Source organism: Butyricimonas sp., assembly GCF_019423355.1.
Classification (GTDB): domain Bacteria; phylum Bacteroidota; class Bacteroidia; order Bacteroidales; family Marinifilaceae; genus Butyricimonas; species Butyricimonas faecihominis.
Genome location: NZ_JAHZBP010000001.1, coordinates 584,112 through 602,568 on the forward strand (window position 1 = coordinate 584,112; position 18,457 = coordinate 602,568).

17 protein-coding genes are annotated in these 18,457 nt (G+C 41.6%); 12 read left to right on the forward strand and 5 right to left on the reverse strand.

Annotation, left to right across the window (positions count from 1 at the left end; translation table 11 throughout):
* The first annotated feature begins 9 nt into the window (after positions 1-9).
* The 6 genes from QVC79_RS02425 (at position 10) to QVC79_RS02450 (ending at position 6,704) form a co-directional block, all read left to right on the forward strand.
* Entirely contained in the window at positions 10-1,416 is a 1,407-nt protein-coding gene (locus QVC79_RS02425) for a RagB/SusD family nutrient uptake outer membrane protein (protein WP_270595345.1), read from the forward strand.
* Between the two features lie 24 nt (positions 1,417-1,440).
* The gene (locus tag QVC79_RS02430) at positions 1,441-2,268 is read left to right on the forward strand and encodes a DUF4843 domain-containing protein (protein ID WP_287642430.1); all 828 of its coding nucleotides are present in this window, start codon (positions 1,441-1,443) and stop codon (positions 2,266-2,268) included.
* On the forward strand, positions 2,253-2,408 hold the full coding sequence (locus tag QVC79_RS02435) for a hypothetical protein (protein ID WP_287642431.1): 156 nt from the start codon (positions 2,253-2,255) through the stop codon (positions 2,406-2,408). The genes QVC79_RS02430 and QVC79_RS02435 overlap by 16 nt, the downstream gene beginning before the upstream one ends.
* A 38-nt stretch (positions 2,409-2,446) precedes the next feature.
* Entirely contained in the window at positions 2,447-4,066 is a 1,620-nt protein-coding gene (locus tag QVC79_RS02440) for a PKD-like family lipoprotein (RefSeq protein ID WP_270595347.1), read from the forward strand.
* A 2-nt stretch (positions 4,067-4,068) separates the two neighbouring features.
* A complete protein-coding gene (locus tag QVC79_RS02445; protein ID WP_270595348.1) occupies positions 4,069-5,169 on the forward strand; it encodes a redoxin domain-containing protein in 1,101 nt (366 codons plus the stop codon).
* Positions 5,170-5,318: 149 nt separating this feature from the next.
* Complete coding sequence (locus QVC79_RS02450; protein WP_270595349.1) at positions 5,319-6,704, forward strand: alpha-L-fucosidase; 1,386 nt, start codon at positions 5,319-5,321, stop codon at positions 6,702-6,704.
* Between the two features lie 59 nt (positions 6,705-6,763).
* Here the strand turns inward: QVC79_RS02450 and QVC79_RS02455 are convergent, their stop codons facing one another.
* Entirely contained in the window at positions 6,764-8,029 is a 1,266-nt protein-coding gene (locus QVC79_RS02455) for a hypothetical protein (RefSeq protein WP_270595350.1), read from the reverse strand.
* 59 nt (positions 8,030-8,088) lie between these two features.
* The gene (locus QVC79_RS02460; protein WP_124315688.1) at positions 8,089-9,687 is read right to left on the reverse strand and encodes a YfcC family protein; all 1,599 of its coding nucleotides are present in this window, start codon (positions 9,685-9,687) and stop codon (positions 8,089-8,091) included.
* Between the two features lie 111 nt (positions 9,688-9,798).
* Between QVC79_RS02460 and QVC79_RS02465 the strand changes: the two genes are divergently transcribed.
* Complete coding sequence (locus tag QVC79_RS02465) at positions 9,799-11,289, forward strand: ATP-binding protein (RefSeq protein ID WP_270595351.1); 1,491 nt, start codon at positions 9,799-9,801, stop codon at positions 11,287-11,289.
* A gap of 555 nt (positions 11,290-11,844) precedes the next feature.
* Here QVC79_RS02465 and QVC79_RS02470 read toward each other — a convergent pair.
* Positions 11,845-12,528, reverse strand: a complete 684-nt coding sequence (locus QVC79_RS02470) for a hypothetical protein (protein ID WP_270595352.1) — start codon at positions 12,526-12,528, stop codon at positions 11,845-11,847.
* Positions 12,529-12,847: 319 nt separating this feature from the next.
* Complete coding sequence (locus QVC79_RS02475; protein ID WP_287642432.1) at positions 12,848-13,222, reverse strand: hypothetical protein; 375 nt, start codon at positions 13,220-13,222, stop codon at positions 12,848-12,850.
* 402 nt (positions 13,223-13,624) lie between these two features.
* Here QVC79_RS02475 and QVC79_RS02480 point away from each other — a divergent pair, with 402 nt between their 5' ends.
* From QVC79_RS02480 to QVC79_RS02500, 5 genes are all read left to right on the forward strand, one after another.
* Positions 13,625-14,362 carry a tRNA lysidine(34) synthetase gene (locus tag QVC79_RS02480; RefSeq protein ID WP_087421495.1) on the forward strand — a complete coding sequence of 246 codons (738 nt, stop codon included), beginning with the start codon at positions 13,625-13,627 and terminating at the stop codon, positions 14,360-14,362.
* Positions 14,363-14,660: 298 nt separating this feature from the next.
* Positions 14,661-15,137 (forward strand): transcription elongation factor GreA, encoded by a 477-nt coding sequence (gene greA / locus QVC79_RS02485; protein WP_124315685.1) that lies wholly within the window; start codon positions 14,661-14,663, stop codon positions 15,135-15,137.
* A 91-nt stretch (positions 15,138-15,228) separates the two neighbouring features.
* On the forward strand, positions 15,229-15,621 hold the full coding sequence (locus QVC79_RS02490; RefSeq protein WP_270595354.1) for an HIT family protein: 393 nt from the start codon (positions 15,229-15,231) through the stop codon (positions 15,619-15,621).
* Positions 15,622-15,677: 56 nt separating this feature from the next.
* A complete protein-coding gene (locus tag QVC79_RS02495; protein ID WP_270595355.1) occupies positions 15,678-16,169 on the forward strand; it encodes a PaaI family thioesterase in 492 nt (163 codons plus the stop codon).
* Positions 16,170-16,574: 405 nt separating this feature from the next.
* Complete coding sequence (locus QVC79_RS02500) at positions 16,575-17,207, forward strand: HAD family hydrolase (RefSeq protein ID WP_124315696.1); 633 nt, start codon at positions 16,575-16,577, stop codon at positions 17,205-17,207.
* Between the two features lie 62 nt (positions 17,208-17,269).
* On the opposite strand, the gene QVC79_RS02505 is transcribed toward QVC79_RS02500, so the two are convergent.
* Positions 17,270-18,457: a TolC family protein gene (locus QVC79_RS02505; RefSeq protein WP_270595356.1), complete on the reverse strand. Its 1,188-nt coding sequence runs from the start codon at positions 18,455-18,457 to the stop codon at positions 17,270-17,272.

Sequence of the window (18,457 nt, forward strand, 5' to 3'; positions counted from 1 at the left end):
GAGTACGAGATGAAAAACTTATTATTATCAGCAATTTGCATCGTTTCGTTGTTCTTGTCTTCCTGTCAGAATTGGATTGATGTGAATCCGAAAACGGATATTGAGGCCGAAGAGTTCTTTACTTCAGAGGACGGGTTCAAGAGTGCGTTGACCGGGTTATATAGCATGATGGTACTGGAAAAGTCATACGGGAGACAGATGACGTTTGATTTCGTGGAGAAATTGGTTCAACGATATGATAATTACCCGGCAGGAACCGTGACGGATGAGGAACGGGCTGCTATCTATAAATATGGTGAAACGACAAGTTCTAAAAATGCGATTGCCGAGATCTGGTTGAAGTTATATAACGAGATCGCAAATATCAATAATTTCCTGCAATACCTTGAGACAAACGGAGATGTGATCGTGACGGAGGGGTATCGTGATCTGATGAAGGGGGAGGCTCTTGGCTTACGTGCGTTTCATTATTTTGATCTGTTGCGTTTGTGGGGACCGATTTATTCCCAGGATTCGACAAAAGCGTGTATTCCTTACCGGGAGCAATTTAATTCGGAAAGCGCACCCTTGATGGCAGCTAACGAGGTGATGAAACGTATTGTTGCCGATTTGAAAGCTGCCGAGGAATTGTTGAAGAATGATCCGATGAATTATGAGAATGTTGCAGACGAGCCTTTCATCGGTTATCGCAAGCATCGTATGAACAAGTATGCCGTTAAGGCTATGTTGGCCCGCGTATATTTGTACATGGGAAATAAGACGCAGGCAGCGAACTATGCCCGGGAGGTAATTAATGATTCCGGGTTGCGGCTTGTACGTGATAACCGGGAAGACGTGTCTTCGTACGGGGAGACTATTTTCGGACTTTCCATGTATAATATGGAAGAAAAGTTAGCGGCTTATTGGAAAGATGCCACGACTTTCGACACGCAGTATTATATTTCTCGAACCAATATTTCATCCGTGTTTGAAACCAATTCGGGCATTGGGTTGAATGATATGCGTTATCGTTCGAATTATGGCTTTATTCATACTTCTGCTAATCTTTTTCTTTGTCGCAAATATTTAGGTGCCAGCGGAATATATGGAGAGAAAATCCCATTGATCCGTTTGACAGAGATGTACTATATACTGGCGGAGTCGGTTGCTTTGTCTGAATGTGGACAATATATTAATGCGGTGAAGAACGCTAGGGGTATTTCTAGGGCATACGATGTTGGTACGGATGTGACCGAGGAACAACGTTTGGAAGAATTGAACAAGGAGTATCAAAAGGAATTCTTTGCTGAAGGGCAGTATTTCTACTTCTTGAAGAGACATAACATGAAAACCTTCTACCGTTGTCCCGTGGAGAATTTTTCAGCTTACGTGCTTCCGGTTCCGGATGATGAGAAAACGTATGGTGAGGCTGAGTAATCATTTAAACGCAAAGTATAGAATATGAGAAATATATATGTTATTATAAGTGTTTTGTTATTCTCTTTAGCGGCGTGTCAGGAAAAGCAGATTCCCGGCTACTCGATAGAACGGGATGGTTTGCAATTCGATTATGACACGAATGAAATGAGAGTGACGGTTGATTTTATGCAGGAGTATAGAATTGATACGATCTGGTATTCCGGAGTCCCGGGCGAGGGATCTTATTACACGTCAAGATGGTATACCGGAGATTCTTTACTGAAAAAGAAAATTCAGTTGAATTTATCCATGATGGGGCATGCCGTGGATTATGACCGGGAATTTCGGTTGAAGGCGGTGGTGGCGGAAGGTACGGATGAAGTGGCAAAAACTTTCTTGGAGTTTGAGTCTTCGTACGTGTTCCGTGCCGGACAATTGAAAGACACGGTGGAAGTGTACGTGTTGAATCCGGGTGCTAGGGTGAACTACACGATCGGGATTGTTTTAGATACGGAGAATTCCGATCCTTCATTGGAATTGGGAGCAACGGAAAAGAATGAATATCAAGTGCTATTAAGCAATCGTTATCCGCAGCCGTCTCAATGGGACGCGAGTGTCGTTGGGGAGTTTAGCGAGGACAAGTATGCGTTCATGGTGACCATTTTGGGAAAATTGTATGATCAGTATGCTGATTGGAGTACTGATCTTGCCACGCTGTCAGAGGCTTTGAACAAATACAATGCTTCACATCCCGGTGAAGAGAAAGATTTTACATTTCCGGAACCTCCGGCTCCTGTTTGGTGGAGTACGTTTGAATACATAATCGGAGAATATTCTATGGCCAAGAATCAATTATGCGAGAGGCTTTAGGGGATGATTATAACAATTTCGGTTATTGGTATATAGAAGATCCGGAAGGAATGAACCAACGTTTACGGGATGCCTATGACGAATATAACGCTGAACACCCGGATGATCCGCTACCGTTCGAACAGTTCCCGGTTATATGAGAGAAAGATTATTCTATGATTCATAAAATAGAAATACAATGAAAAGATTAATATTTATAGTCGGATTTGTCGCGTGGTTTCTTGTCGGATGTTATGATGATAAAGGAAATTACGACTACAAAGATATAAACACGATTGATGGGCTTACGTTTATGCCTACACCGATTACCGTGGAAGAAGGAAATACGTATCGATACGAGTATCGCCAGCCGGCGCAGGAAGAATTGAAGGTGACTTATTCTCCGGTGTTTACCCAAAGTATGGTGGAAGGAGAGGATAACGTGGAGTATTTATGGACGGTGGGGTACAAGGATGGTTCTGAGAATGTTGTGGATAGCGTGTTCACGAAAGAATTGGAACTGACTTATCCTCCGAAGAAAACAACCAGATATAATGTTAAATTCCGGCTGAGTGATAAGAGGACGGGGGTTGATCATTATCGTGATTTTACCATGAGTACGAAAGTGCCGTTCGTGAATGCATGGTTTGTCCTGAATGGCCCGGAAAATAACAGGAAGTTATCTACCGTGGAGGAACCGGATTCCACGAACCCGATTATCAGTTATGATGCTTATAAGGATCTGTGGAACAGGGAACGATTCCAAAAAGCGGAGGCTTTGTCGTACGTGGCTTTCCTGACTCATACGGATGGTCAGGATAAGTATGAAAATTTATATGTTATTCAGCGGGATTCTGTTGCTTTGATGTTGCCTTTCGTGTTGGAAGACCGGAAAGACTCCAGATCGTTATTTGCACCGGGAGCTAACCCGAATAATTTAGCTTATAGTGAATCTCATCCTTTAAGTCGTTATGCTATTGCCGTGGATAATGATGGTAAATTCTATCATTCGGGAATGAGTGGATATTATTTTTCCGGTTTGGCTGAAAACGACGTGCAGAATTACGTGATCGACAAGATTTATATGAGTCAAACGGGTTTTACCACGATTTGGGATAAAACGAATCGGAAATTCATGTCTTTTAATCCAGCTGAAAACCAGTGTTATAATGTTACGAGTTCCGACGGGAGTTACCCGCAAAATGCTGTTGAGTCAAATACGGTAGAGATCAGTGATTTTCCGGTTGAAGGCTTGTCCGAAGTTGTTGACGGGACGACTCAATTGATGGAGATTTTATGGTTGGGGCAAGGAGTTACTTCGGGGTCCGAAGAGACCGGAGCAACAGCTATTGGCGTGATGACGGATACCTGCTATATCTTTTATATAGAGGCTAGTGATAAGGGAAAATCAATGAGGGCCGAAGAGTCCCCGATCAAGGTGACGAGAGTGAATTTGGGAGAACTCGGGTTTGACCAGAATACTTGTTTTGCCACGTCTTCCGCTTATGCAGAACAATTCTTTTACACGAAAGAGAGTAAGGTGTTCTTGTTTAATACCGTAAGTAAAGAATCGATAGAATTGTATGATGCGGGCAACGTGATCACGAAGTTGAAGTTCAGGTCTGATGCTGATGCTAGTTTTCCGGATAATTCTTCCCCGTACCGTTGCTTGGGAATTGTCGTGAATGTGGCAGGTGCGGGTGAATTGCATGAGGTAATTTTGGACGAGGCGGGGGATTTCGTGACTTCACATACGTTTACCGGTTTCGGAGAGATAAAAGATTTGATTTTTACAACAGTAACGAGAGTGATTCAATAGATATGTATAAGTTATTTAGTCAATTGTTTATAATTGCTTTTTTCCTTTTCCCCGGATTGTCTTTCGGGGAAGGAAAGAAGTTTACGATTAACGGGAAAATACCGGAAATGCCGTCGGGCAGAATGATAGTGATTACCCAATTGGTGGACCGGGTGGATACGTTGGGACGAGGGGATATTCATGGCGGGAAGTTCGTGGTGGAAGGAGAAATGAATGAACCTTGCGTGGCGTTGATTTACGTGGAAGGATATGGCGGAGGCTTTGTTTTTATTTTGGATTCAGATGCTCCTTACGAGATGGAACTGTTCCAGTCCGGTAAAAGCGTAATTAAAGGAGGAAAATTACAGAGCGAGTTAATAACATATCAGGGAATCGTTGCTGAGGAAAACGAGAAGATTAAGGCTGCACGGGCAAAACTGGCGGAGGCTAGCGAGGCGAAACATTACCGTACTGCAAGTGAATTGCAGAAGAAGTTGGATCAAGTGATGGCAGATGCACAATCTCGTTTAGCTGAGGTCGTGGAGAGGAATAAAGATAACGTGTTTGCAGCTTACATCCAGACGGCTGGAATGGAACGTTTGGATTTGAATCGGTTGAAGGAGTGTTATGCGAGTTTGACGGATAAAGCGAAAGCGACAGGCCCCGGTAGGTTAGTGGCAGCTCGGATTCAAGCGTTGGAAGGGGTTGGTGTAAATGCTGTTGCCCCGGATTTCACGCTACAAACACCGGAGGGGGAGGACGTTGCCTTGTATGGCGTGAAAGGGAAATTGAAGATCATTGATTTCTGGGCATCTTGGTGTGGACCGTGTCGGATGGAGAACCCGAATATGGTGAAACTGTATGCTGAATTTAAAGATAAAGGTTTGTCCGTGATCAGTGTCTCCTTGGACGAGAAAAAGGATAAGTGGGTGGAGGCGATCAAGAAAGATGGGTTGACTTGGTTACATCTTTCTGATCTGAAAGGATGGCAGGGCGATGTGATAAAGAAATACAATATTGATGCTGTTCCGACGATCTTCGTGTTGGATGAAAATAATCGTATTATAGCTAAAAATCTGAGAGGAGAGAAATTGAAGGCTTTTGTCTCCGAACGATTGAAATAAAGTTTGTGTTTTAAGATGTAGAGGGAATCCGATAAGTGAAATTGGATTCCCTTTTTTGATTGTAAGAAGATGATGAACTTTAGACATGGACTCTTTTTTATATATTTGCAAATGTTTGTGTAAAATATATGAATTGTAAAAAAGTAGTCATGCGGAAAGTATTATTGAGTGTGATTCTTGTCGGATGGAGCATGTTATTATATGCCCAGTACGAGGGAATGGAATATTACCGGGAACAGGACCCGGCAGTACAAGCGAAATTGGAACAGTGGCAGGATTTGAAGTTCGGTTTTTTCGTGCATTGGGGACCTTATAGCCAGAAAGGGTATTGCGAGTCGTGGACGATTTGTTCTGAAGACGTGGATTGGATTCAACGGGACACGATGATTTCTTATGACGAGTATTACCGGAATTACGTGGGATTAAAGAAGACGTTTAACCCGGTGAAGTTTAACCCGGAATATTGGGCTGATCTGGCAAAAGAGGCCGGTATGAAGTATTTCGTGTTTACCACGAAACACCATGACGGGTTCTGTATGTGGGATACCCGGGAAACGGATTACAAGATTACCTCCGAGGAATGTCCTTTCCATACGGCTCCGAATGCGGATATCGTGAAGGAGTTGTTTCGGGCCTTCGGGGAAAGGGATTTCATGATCGGGGCCTATTTTTCAAAGCCGGATTGGAATAGCCCTTATTATTGGTCGGATCGCTGGCAACATGGCGATCGTAACGTGAATTACAAGATCAAGGATCACCCGTGGATGTGGGAGAAATTCTGCGACTTTACTTATAATCAGGTGAAGGAATTGATGACCGGGTACGGGAATGTGGATATTATCTGGCTGGACGGGGGATGGGTGGCCCCGGAGAATCGGGGACAGGATATTAAAATGGATCGGATTGTCGATATGGCCCGGGGATATCAACCCGGCTTGATTGTCGTGGATCGTTGGGTTGGAGGGAAGTACGAGAACTACCGCACTCCGGAACAGAAAATTCCCGAGAAACCGTGGGATTACCCGTGGGAGACGTGTATGACGATGGCTAATCAATGGTCATATTTGCCGGGTGATAAGTATAAGTCTACCCGGGAATTGGTGCATTATCTCGTGGATATTGTCAGTAAGGGAGGAAATTTCTTGTTGAACGTGGGTGTGGATGGTAACGGGGAGATCCCGCCGGAAGGAATTAAAATCATGAAAGAGATGGGGGCGTGGATGAAGGTTAACGGGGAAGCGATCTACGAGACCCGGCCGATTGCTCCTTACAAAGAGGCGAAGATTTGTTACACGAAACATAAGAATAACGGGAAAGTGTATGCTATTTATCTAAATGATGAAGATGAGCCGAATCCGCCCTCACAGATTATGTTGTACAGTATTAATCCGGCTAAAGGGGCTAAAATCTCGTTATTGGGTTATAAAGGGAATTTGTCATATAAACGAGTGGGAAATGGGGTGTTGGTGACACTACCATCTTCTTTTGTGAAGAACCCGCCCTGTGGTTATGCGTGGAGTCTTTGCATTGATTAAATTGAAATCATGCAAAAAGAATCATTCTTTTTGCATGATTTCAATTTAACGTTATGATTTTAGTCAACAAGTTTTATTTCCTGACGAATGTCTGCACAGATGATCGTATCTCTCGTGATGGGATCCACGATGAAGAAACGAATGACGGCATAGTAACTTCCCGATAAGGAATGCTCTGGATCGAAAAGGACATCTAATGTCGCTTGAAATTTCCCGGTTTTCATGTAGGTCTCGTCATCGGTTATGGAATGACCGGCAAATCCGAATCCGTAGTTTCCTTCTTGTCCGTCGGGCATGTAACCGGTACAAACGATTGAAAAGGCTCGGTTGGGATGCTCGGCTAAAAATTCCTGAGTGATGCCAATTTTGGGTAAATATTCTGACATATCAACAATCACCTCCGGTACAAGATCTGGGCCTTCAAAGTCAGCTCTGTTGTAGGTCAACCCTTCTGTCACCGGGATAATTTGGATGTTGCGAAAGAAAGAAACGTCAACGTTATGAACCAACGTGTTCCCGAAAATATCCGTCAAAGTTACTTCCGCGGTCGTTGGAATCGAGTTTATATCGGTGTGTTCTTTGAAGTATGCATCGAAATTTGATAAAATGGGGGTGATGTCAAATGCTAACCCGTAATCATCTTGCAGCTTGGACACTTGGAAATAATCTGCAAACTCTCCTTTTAAAACGACTTCCATGTTTTGGATCAATGAAAGATCGTAATTTATATTAGTCGTTTCGTTTAAAGGGTTGGGGGTCACGTGGATTCGGGACGAAAGAACTTCGCCATTCATGGGTGATTTGTAGCTTTGAACCGTTGGGTTTGAAAATGAAACCATTTTTTCAGAAATGGCGGGTATTGTTGTAATTTCAGCATAATTAGAAGAGGTGATGCTGACAACTTGATTTTTTTCGATATTATAATTTAGTACAAGAAAGATTTGCGTTAATTCGGCAAATGGAAGTCCGTCTTTTACCTTAACCGTGGCGACCCATTCTCCTTCGTGAATTTTTTCTTCCTCGTCAACAAGTGCTTGAACACTTACGAGTTCAAGATTTTCGGGTGGCGTGACCGACACGCTGCGGCCTATCGTGTTTGATTGTACGCAATCCAGCGCAATACTCCCGGGTGAAACTTCATAATTTGATGGGTTTACTCGAAAAATGATTTCACAATTACTCTCGTTGTCTATCAGGATTTGTGGATTAAGTATAACAATCCCGTGGGGAGTAATATTTTTATCCTCGTTGTCGTCGTCATCGTCACATGAGATACACGTGAGAGTGAAAATAATAGAAAAAAGTAATAATAAATAGGATTTCATGAGATTAAAATTTTAAATGTTTTTATAAAAAAGTTGTTCATTCAGATCATTATAAAATTTTAGAATCCATTCAACTGCATGGTTGCCGTGGGAATTAATAACACGAAACCGATAATGACAAGCAGCAGGATGAATCTCCAGAAAAATTTCACCCAAATATCGTAAGGAATACGGGCAATTCCCAAAGCGCCAATCAACACGCCGGAAGTCGGGGTGATCATGTTCGTGAACCCGTCCCCGAACTGGAAAGCCATCACGGTGGCTTGTCGGGATAGCCCGATCACGTCGGAGAAAGGAGCCATGATCGGCATGGTGAGAGCCGCTTTGGCTGAACCCGATGGGATGATGATGTTGATCATGGTTTGAATCAAGTACATGATTCCTAGTGAAAGTACACGTCCTGCCTCGCTCATCAGGCTTGCCAGCGAGTGAAGGATCGGGTCTATAATATGCCCTTCCTGCAAAACAATGATGATACCTCCGGCCAACCCGACTACTAGTGCGGCAGAAAGAATATCTTTTACTCCCGCGATAAAGAGTTTGACAATACTATCTGCGTTCTCTTTTGCCGCGAATCCGGAAAGGATTCCCATGGCAAGGAATAATCCGGATATTTCGGGCAGGTACCACCCGTAGCCCATCACTCCCACGATTAGGAAAAGAATAGTGAAACCTAGGATTGTCAAGATAAAAAAGTGGAAAGATTTCCGTAAAGAAAAATATCCGATCAAGGCAAATAGCACGGTTAATACCGGAACAACAAACGTGGTCAGACTGGAATGTTCCCCGATGGATAGTGTCGTGCGGGGGAAATAACAGGAGAAGAGTACAAGTCCGGAGAGGATAAAAAGATAAACTACCCAAGATGAGGTGTAACTTTTATATTCAATTTCCTGCGTGTTGTCCACTTTTTCCTGTCTCCAATGGCTATCCAAGTTGTACACGAGAGAGGCTTTGGGATTCTTTTTGACTTTTGCCGCGTAGCGTAGTACCCAAGCAATCATGATCACGTTGAGGATGGCCCAGCAGAAAACCCGGTATTCAAATCCGGAGAATAGCGGTAGGTCTGATAATCCTTGTGCGATGCCGATCGTGAAGGGATTCAGAATAGCACCCGCGAACCCGACATGGGCGGCGACGTAGACCATACATACTCCCGTGAGAGAATCGTAACCCATGGATATGGCCAGAGGAACAATAATAATGACAAAAGCCAGCGTTTCCTCGCTCATCCCGAAGATCGCCCCAAAACAACTGAACAGGAGCATGACCATGGTGATAATGATGTTATTGACCCCTAGTTTACGGATAATCCCGATATGTTCGAGTTTCTGAGTGGAGCGTAAGAAGGAGAAAATTCCCACGTCAATGGCCTTGCTGTTATTCATGATCCAGAAAGCACCCCCGATGATTAGGATAAAAGCGATAATTCCGGCTTGTTTCTCGAATCCGTTGAAAAGGGCCGAAAACACCTGCCACGTTTGCGGGCTTTTGGCCACCTCGTGGAATGAATCGTTCACGATTACGGTACGTTCCACTCCATTGACATCGACGGTTTCCCGGGCATATTCCCCGCCCGGTATAATCCACGTCAGGATGGCACAGATGATAATGATTGAGAATACAATGGTGTAGGTGTGCGGCACTTTCTTTAGCATAACGGGCTGTGTTTTTAGATTGAGGGTTCAAATTTACAAATATTTGTGAGAGAGCAACAATATGTGGCGTGGAATTCTTAAATTTGCATGAAAGAAGTAAATCATAACCGTATGGACTCACGTTTACAGGATAAAATACTGGCGGGGGAGAGTAAAGTCTTGGAATTCAAAGAAATTCTGCCGCAAGGGGATAAAATAGCGAAAACTGTTATTGCATTCTCTAATACTAGCGGGGGGCAATTAATTATCGGGGTTGGAGACGACAGAACGATAAAAGGCATTGACCCCGACGTGGATATTTTTGAATTGCAGGATAGAGTGGCATCCATTATCTATGATTTATGTTACCCGAATATTCTTCCCGAATTTTACACGACAAACGTGGATGGGAAGTTATTGTTTATAATAGAGGTCTATCGCGGGAATCTATTACCTTACTACTTGAAAAAAGAAGGGCGAAATCATGGTACTTACGTGCGGATAGGGAGTTCTAACCGTAAAGCAGACGTGGAGACCGTGATCGATTTGGAGCGGCAGAGAATAAATAGAAGTTTTGATGAGGAGATCTGTTTTGATACGTCTTTTGATGGTCTGGATTTGACCCCGTTGCAGAAAAGGTTCGAGGCGAGGGGGAAGATCCTTGATATAGAGAAGTTGAAAAGTCTGAAACTCGTCCAAGAAGAACATGGGCATTTGTATCCCTTGCAAGCTTTGTTGATTTTGTTAGGGGTACGGGAAAATGCCACCGTGAAGTGTGCCCGTTTTAAAGGAACGACCATGGGATCATTTATTGATAAGAAGGAATATTCGGGAGACCTTTTTTCTCAATTGGATCAAGTCGAGATGTTTATAAAAAACCATCTCCATTTGGCGGGAGTGATTAAAGGGTTACAACGGGAAGATCGGTACGAGATCCCGATGGAGGCGATTCGGGAAGTTATATTGAACGCTTATGTACATAGGGACTATATTAATTTAGGGCGGGATATAAAAGTCGGTATTTATGATGACATCGTGAATATTGTTTCCCCCGGAGGTTTCCCGAGTTCGATTACGATTGAGGACGTGCTTGCAGGACGCTCTGAAACGAGAAACAAGGCGATAGCCCGTGTGTTTAAAGAGTTGGACTATATCGAACAATGGGGCAGTGGAATAAAGAGGATATTTTCATGGTGCGAAGAGGCCGGGGTTGCAAAACCGTTAATTACTGAAAAAGGAGATTTCGTGGATGTCGAGTTGTATCGGGAATACACGAGTGTCCAAGAAAGTGTCCAAGATGATGTGGGTAAAACATTGAATGTCAGAGAAAGTGTCAGAGAAAGTGTCAGAGAAAGTGTCAGAGAAAGTGTCAGAGAAAATGTCAGAGAAAATTTGAATCAGAAACAAATCAATACATTAAATTTTTGCCTTACACCTCGAACAAGTAAAGAGATATTGGATCATTTAGATATTACATACCATTCAAAGAATGTCAGGCAATATATTACAGAATTAGTAGAGATGGAATTGCTTGCTCGGGAGAATCCTAACCCGAATGACCGGAACCAAAAATACATAACAACAGAGGCAGGAAAATTATATATAAAAGAGGACGTTATCTAAGGGGGGAGAGAAATTTGTATCTCCCTCTCCTCCTTTTCCCTATTTTATTCTACCATGGCTAAAATGCCTTCTGTATCTCCAAATATTTGATCTTGGTTACATTCTGTCTCTGAGTAGTAACCAGAGTGTGGATCTCCATAGTAAACGGTACAAGTAAATTTGTGTGAACGTACATCCAATTCTGTGATTTTTACACCTCCTATTATTATCGTATGAGCCCGACTGATATTCGTACTGTATATCCAACCAATACATCTTAATCTAGGCGAATAGATTATGCCATCCTCAAGTAAAGCTAACAAAAGGTCTGCAAAAGGTTTGATTTGCCCTGGTACAAATTTATATCTACTGAGAAATGGGGGTACTTGCTCTATTTGAATGCTATTATTAATGACGCAACTTTGATAAACAGGACTTCCTGGGTTGACATTTGTTGGTGATAAAGAGCAACAATTGTTATAGCCACCAGTGCGGATGCTAATCCAACTTGTAGCTAAATTGCATTGAGAGATAGTTCCGTTTATCCACCATTCTCCTACGGCAAAAGTACACCAGTCATAAAAAGATTGCATAGGAACATGAATGCTTACAGTCCTCACCAGTACAACCAAATTGTAATCCGATATCAGTAGGATCGTCAGATCTACTCGTTTGTTTTGAATATTTCTTTTCTAATAATTCAAAAATTTTATTTTTCTTCTCTTCTTTTTCTTTTTCAATCATTTTAATTTTATCAAAAAAAGGATCTTTTTTTCTATTGATGAATGTAACTAAAAGCTCGCAAATTCCTTCGGAACTTATTTTTCTTCCATCAGTCGTACAATAGGCGATTCCCTCGGGAGTGTCATACATTACGAATCTATCAAAACCGTATTTAAAAATTGAATAGCGACTAGTTCCTGCTTCGTGAAGCATTTTTCTTAAAGGCAAAGATTGCTCGTCCCAGCGTTCTTTCGTGTACATCTGCCATTTATCCTTCATTTTACGGACAGTTAATAAAAGTTCTTTTTTCCCGTCAACTTGAATAAAATATTTTTCTGTTTCTGACTCAGAAAAGCAATTTGCGAGTTTTTCAGGAGATGGGTTTGAAAAGAATTCTTCTGCATCAAAATCACAGAAAGAACAAGAGATCAATTGATTCACATCAATATTAGGATTGTTCCCCCGAGAATAACTTTTATTTATTCTTTCAATAATTTCTTTCTCTTGTTCATTTAGAGAACGTTCTGAGCGTAGCAATTTTTTACATTTGCGAATTCTTCTATTTTATTATTAACACATGCGCTAATAATGAAAGTGATAATAATGAGGTATATATATTTCATAGTTTACTTTGATTAATTGATAGATAATATCTCAAAAAATCATATATAATTTTTAGCCACTTGTCTTTAAGTACTCGTTAAATTATGGAGTTAACAGAAGAATAGTGGTCTAAATCTCATATTGTAATTTATATCTTTATTTTGAATCGTACTTTCCTAATAATTCAAAAATTTTATCTTGCTTTTCTTCCTTTTCGGTCATTTTAAGTTTTTCAATGAAAGGATCTTTTTTATTAATAGATGCAACTAAAAACTCGCAAACTCCCTCTGAATTTATTTTTCTCCCGTTTGTTGTGCAGTAAGCAACTGTGGTACACCACGAATCTGTCGAAACCGTATCTGAAAATTAAATAACGCTCGGAACCGGCCTCTTGCAACATTTTTTTTAACAGTAAAGATTGCCCATCCCAGCGTTCCTTCGTGTGCATTCGCCATCCGTCTTTCATCTTGCAAACAGTTAATAGGAATTCTTTTTTTCCATCGGTTTGGATAAAATATTTTTCTGTTTTCGATTCAGACAGGCAAGTTAAAAGTTTTTCAGGAGAAGGATTGGAAACGAATTTTTTTGCATCAAAATCACAAAAAGAGCAGGATACTAATTTGCTCACATCAAAGTTATAACTTGTCCTGTGAGCATTGCTTATCTCTTTGATAATTTTTTTTTCTTGTTTATCAAGTGAACGTTCTGTTCGTAGTAGTTTTTGTACGATAGCGGAACCGTCTGTTTTTTTATTATTACATGCGCTAATAATAAAAATGGTAATAAGGAGACATACATATTTCATACCTTATCTAGATTAACTGGTAAATAATATATTGAAAAAAGCGTTTGCAGTTTTACTCCTTTCTTTGTGTACGCACTTTTTCAAACTTGTTTGACGAAATTAAATTATAACCAAATTTATGAAAAAATACCGTATTATCAAAAAGAAAAAGGTTTTAGTTTTGAAAAAATTGTATTTTTGTTTATTAAGAAATAGACGTTGAAATTGAAGGGAAATTATATATAAATGATAACAGAAGAAAAACAAGATAAAGTATTTACCCGGGATTTCTTTCGAAAGGTGGGGAAAGCGATACATGATTATAATTTAATAGAGGACGGGGACCGGATTTTGGTAGGAGTTTCGGGCGGGAAGGATTCATTGGCCTTGTTGGAAGTGTTGGCCATGCGTGCCAAGGACCCGAAACAAAATTACACGGTCATAGCGGCTCATATCGCGGTGGAGGATGTCGCTTACGAAGTGGACAGCGATTACTTGCGGGCATTTTGTGAACGTCTGGGGGTGGAGTATGTTTACCGGACGATACGGGTAGATACCACCGTGAATCCCAAGAAACCGGCTTGTTTCGTGTGTTCATGGCATCGGCGCAAGATGCTTTTCGATATTGCCAAAGAGTATGATTGTAAGAAACTGGCCTTGGGCCATCACCGGGATGATGCCGTGGAAAGTCTTTTGATGAGCATGATGTTCAACGGAACGATTTGCAGTATGCCTGCCCGGTTGGAAATGTTCAAGAATACGTTCACGCTTATTCGTCCATTAATCTATCTTTCGAATGACGAGACTTCACGATATGCTGAAATGCGGCAGTTTAAAAAGCAAAAAAAGCATTGCCCCCATGAAAAGGCAACGAACCGGGATGCCGTGAGTAAGTTGCTTGACCAAATGGAAATGATCTCTCCTCATGCCCGGAGCAATTTGTTTGCAGCGATGCAAAATATCCGGGAAGATTACTTGCCTTGACGCTATTTATATACCGGGAAATGATAAAAACGGGATCGAATGATTTTTAAGTGACCCTCCCTTTCCTGCTTGTAGAGTGGGAAAGATAGTTTTTTCTGTATCAGATAAATGGCATCGAATTTTTTAAATAAAAATATTTGTGGGGAAAAATTGTTTTATTCAAAAAAAGGTCCTAATTTTGTCTTCAGGAGGTGAGGATTCCAGAGAGAATGGAATTCTTAACTAGATAAAGGCACTTATTGGAGGATAAGTGTCATTTATTTTTTTATGTACAAATCAAGATCTTAATATAACAATTATGACAAAGAAGGTATCTTATGTAACCAAAGAAGGGCTGAAAAAATTGCAGGATGAACTGGACAATCTGCAGAATGTAGAGCGCCCTAAGATTTCTAAGGCAATTGGAGAAGCCATCGAAAAAGGAGATATCTCCGAGAATGCAGAGTATGATGCGGCGAAAGATGCCCAGGGATTGCTGGAGGCTAAAATCGCCCAGCTACAAGATATAATTTCCAATTGCCGGATCATTGACGAGTCACAGATCGACACGTCAAAAGTTCAGATATTGAATAAAGTGACGATCAAAAATATAAAGACAAAGGCAACGATGACTTATACTTTGGTGTCAGAAAGCGAGGCTGATTTCAAGGCTGGTAAGTTGTCGATCACCACTCCTATCGCTAAAGCTTTGATCGGTAAAAAGCTAGGGGATAAGGTTGAGGTGCAAGTGCCGGCAGGATTGATGGAGTTTGAGATCATGGACATTTCAATTTAATTGAAAATTGAAAATGGAGAATTGAAAATGAAAGTCGGTGGGGTTGGGAATTTAGAATCTAAAATTTAAAATTTAAAATCTAAAATAGATTATGGCTTCAATTTTCACGATGATTATTAACGGGGAGATTCCATCTTACAAGGTGGCTGAGGATGAAAATTACTATGCATTCTTGGATATTAATCCCATGCAGAAGGGACACACGTTAGTGGTTCCAAAGAGAGAAGAAGACTATTTGTTTGACTTGACGGATGAGGAATTAGCCGGGATGATGGTGTTTGCCAAAAAGGTGGCAAAAGCAATTAAGAAGAGTGTTCCCTGCCAACGTGTGGGGGTAGCCGTGCTGGGCTTGGATGTTCCACATGCTCATATTCACTTGGTTCCTTTGGTTGAAGGCAACGAGTTGAATTTCTCTAACCCGAAGAAACAATTCCCGAAAGAGGAAATGGAAGCTTGTGCTAAGCTGATTAATAGCAATTTGTAAAAATATTAGACAATTTATCATGAGGGACGCGACCACGTCCCTTTTTTTATCAGAAGATGGAAAGAAAAAAACTATACAACGCTTACGAGCAACACGAGGGATATAATTGTTTCGGTTGTGCATCCGGCAATGAACATGGTTTGCGCTGTGAATTCTATGAAGAAGGGGAATATATTACTTGTCATTGGACGCCCCGACCTGAATTTCAAGGTTTTTTTCACGTGTTACACGGGGGAATACAGGCAACTTTGATGGATGAAATTGCGTGTTGGAATGTTTTTGCTAAAGTGAAAAGTGCGGGAGTCACGGTTGAATTAACAACGAAATATCGTGCTACCGTTTATTCCGATCGGGGAGAAATATTCCTGCGTTCCCGTATCGTGGAACAAAGTACCCGTTTGGCAAAGATGCACGTGGAATTATTCAATGCGGATGGAACGTTGGGTAGTGAGGCAGATGTGGTTTATCGGATATTCCCGGAGAACGTGGCTCGTCAACGGTTAGGATGGACGGGAATCGAGGCATTTCATCCCGAGGAAAACGAGTAAACATGCTGGAGGCCCGTGTAATGGGAAATGAGCCGGGAGCGATACTTAATTTTGATGAGGTTTGTCAAAAGTTGATTTTGAATTAATGTAAAATAATGTTATTTAAATGCTATCATTGTGTTATCATAAAGTAAGCCGCTCCCATTCCGCTCCCATTCCTGTCCTATTCCGCTTCTATTGCAATAATAAAAAATTAGAGATAGATAGTAGAAGTTAACATTTGTATGAGTAAATAATAACATGATGATTATTGTGTAAATCATGAAATTTGTCAGGATACTCGTTTTGCATGAATAGATCATTACTCGAACTCCGTTTTTCAATTCAAACGGGAAATGATTACCTTTGTCGAGAAAGATTTACACGTGGTGTAATGGCCGTTTAAATGCAGAAATAATGAATGATATGGAATACAAGAATGTGGTTTGGGATTGGAACGGGACGTTATTGGATGATGTGAAAATTAGCGTGGATACGATTAACGTGATGTTGGAACGGAAGCATTTGGGGAAGTTGACGGTGGAAGAATACCGATCGATTTTCGGGTTTCCCGTGAAGCCTTATTATGAATCGATCGGGTTTGATTTCACGCAGGATGACTGGGAGGCCGTGTCGAGGGATTTCGTGAACATTTATAATGATCTGGCGAAGAACGTGGAGCTGACTCCCGGGATTATTCCGGTGCTGGAGGGAATAAAGAAAAAAGGCATACGACAATATATATTATCCGCGTTGCAAGAAGATTTGCTGACCGGAATGTTGGAGCGATTCGGTATTCGGGAATATTTCGAGGGAGTTTGCGGATCAAATAATATTTATGCGGATGGGAAGGTTGCACGAGGGGAGGAGATGTTACGGATGTTCCCGATCGTCCCGGGAGAGACGGTTATGGTCGGTGATACACTACATGATGCAGAGGTTGCGGAGACCTTGGGGTTTGATTGCAGATTGTATGCCGGGGGACACAATAGTGCAGAACGCTTGGCGGAAAAAGGAGTCGTTCTGAGGCAAATGGACGAACTGTTTCTTGAGAGATGAGAACAAGATATTCAAAAAGGGACCCGATAACGAGTCCCTTTTCTTTATATTAGGTTTTATGCTTATAGTTTGTATTGATACAATTGAGCTAATATACTGTGATATTCTTTTTCCACGTCCAGATAGCTTTGGTGGCTATCGTAGATTGTCGTGAGTTCCGTGAAATAGTCAATCACGGAAAGTTGTCCGGCATTGAGAGCCTTGTTGAGTAATTCGATATTACGTTGTTGTTCCAATACTTTGGCATAATCGGCGCGAGAAATCTGTAATGCCTCGGCTTGTTGGTAAAGCTGTTGAAGATTCGTTTTCAAATTCAAGCGATTGTCTTCCAATGAGGCCGTGGCAAATTCAGCTTGTGCTTTTGCTTTTTTCACCGTGTTCTTGTTCTCGAACAGGGGGATAGATACTCCTACCATAAATCCATTAGAGGCCACGTGATCTTTGGCTGCATTGCGTTTGTACCCGACATCGAATTTCGGTAAGGTAAGGGAACGACTTAATTTCACTTCCCGGTTGGCAATCTCTTGATCTCCGGTAAGGCTTTTCAAATTCGGGTCAGCCTCCATGAAGGCAGCTTGTAATTGGTCAAAATTGATGAGTTCTTCTCCCGTCGGGTAGTCCGTTGCGTCAAACGTGATCGGGTTCCCCCCGTTAAAATTGCGAAGTTGCTCTTCGGCAGCGGTTAAAGCGGCTTTGTTCAAGCGGCTTTGATTTTGGGCATTCAATAATTCCAACTGGATTTTATTTAATTCCAATTGGTTCGCGTCACCGGATTCAAACCGCTTTTTGTAGAGAGCGAACATGGTTTCTGCATTAGCTAATCGTTCGTCCAAGAGGCTCTTTTGTTTCCGCAAGTAGATGATCTCTATACAAGTCTGTTTGGCATTTAAAAGCAATTGTTGGCGATAGGCGGCGGATTGAAAACCGATCGTGTTTGCTTTTAAATTTGCCAGTTTGTTTTTGTTCGAGTAGGTCGTTGGGAAATCCAGCGATTGTTTTACCGTCAACGTGTACTCCGAACCGGGATTGTTGCGGTTACCCCACATCTGTTCCCATTCCACCGAGGGGTTGGCAAGGAACTTCCCGGTTTGGGCCTCCAACTTTTGAGCATCGGTCATTTTCGTGTTGGCTTGCAATGACTTGTTGTTGGTTTCAATGCTTTTCAGCACTTGATCGATGCTGTTTTGGGCTCTCGTGGTGAGAGTTCCCAAAAGCATCAATCCGAGTATGTACAATTTATATGTTTTCAT

Bases quoted from the DNA above. Each gene is read 5' to 3' on its own strand.
- QVC79_RS02465 (WP_270595351.1), top strand. From the start codon at position 9,799: ATGGACTCACGTTTACAGGATAAAATACTGGCGGGGGAGAGTAAAGTC.
- QVC79_RS02440 (WP_270595347.1), top strand. From the start codon at position 2,447: ATGAAAAGATTAATATTTATAGTCGGATTTGTCGCGTGGTTTCTTGTC.
- QVC79_RS02430 (WP_287642430.1), top strand. From the start codon at position 1,441: ATGAGAAATATATATGTTATTATAAGTGTTTTGTTATTCTCTTTAGCG.
- QVC79_RS02435 (WP_287642431.1), top strand. From the start codon at position 2,253: ATGCGAGAGGCTTTAGGGGATGATTATAACAATTTCGGTTATTGGTAT.
- QVC79_RS02480 (WP_087421495.1), top strand. From the start codon at position 13,625: ATGATAACAGAAGAAAAACAAGATAAAGTATTTACCCGGGATTTCTTT.
- QVC79_RS02425 (WP_270595345.1), top strand. From the start codon at position 10: ATGAAAAACTTATTATTATCAGCAATTTGCATCGTTTCGTTGTTCTTG.
- QVC79_RS02500 (WP_124315696.1), top strand. From the start codon at position 16,575: ATGGAATACAAGAATGTGGTTTGGGATTGGAACGGGACGTTATTGGAT.
- QVC79_RS02495 (WP_270595355.1), top strand. From the start codon at position 15,678: ATGGAAAGAAAAAAACTATACAACGCTTACGAGCAACACGAGGGATAT.
- QVC79_RS02450 (WP_270595349.1), top strand. From the start codon at position 5,319: ATGCGGAAAGTATTATTGAGTGTGATTCTTGTCGGATGGAGCATGTTA.
- QVC79_RS02455 (WP_270595350.1), bottom strand. From the start codon at position 8,029: ATGAAATCCTATTTATTATTACTTTTTTCTATTATTTTCACTCTCACG.
- QVC79_RS02505 (WP_270595356.1), bottom strand. From the start codon at position 18,457: ATGAAAACATATAAATTGTACATACTCGGATTGATGCTTTTGGGAACT.
- greA (WP_124315685.1), top strand. From the start codon at position 14,661: ATGACAAAGAAGGTATCTTATGTAACCAAAGAAGGGCTGAAAAAATTG.
- QVC79_RS02445 (WP_270595348.1), top strand. From the start codon at position 4,069: ATGTATAAGTTATTTAGTCAATTGTTTATAATTGCTTTTTTCCTTTTC.
- QVC79_RS02490 (WP_270595354.1), top strand. From the start codon at position 15,229: ATGGCTTCAATTTTCACGATGATTATTAACGGGGAGATTCCATCTTAC.
- QVC79_RS02460 (WP_124315688.1), bottom strand. From the start codon at position 9,687: ATGCTAAAGAAAGTGCCGCACACCTACACCATTGTATTCTCAATCATT.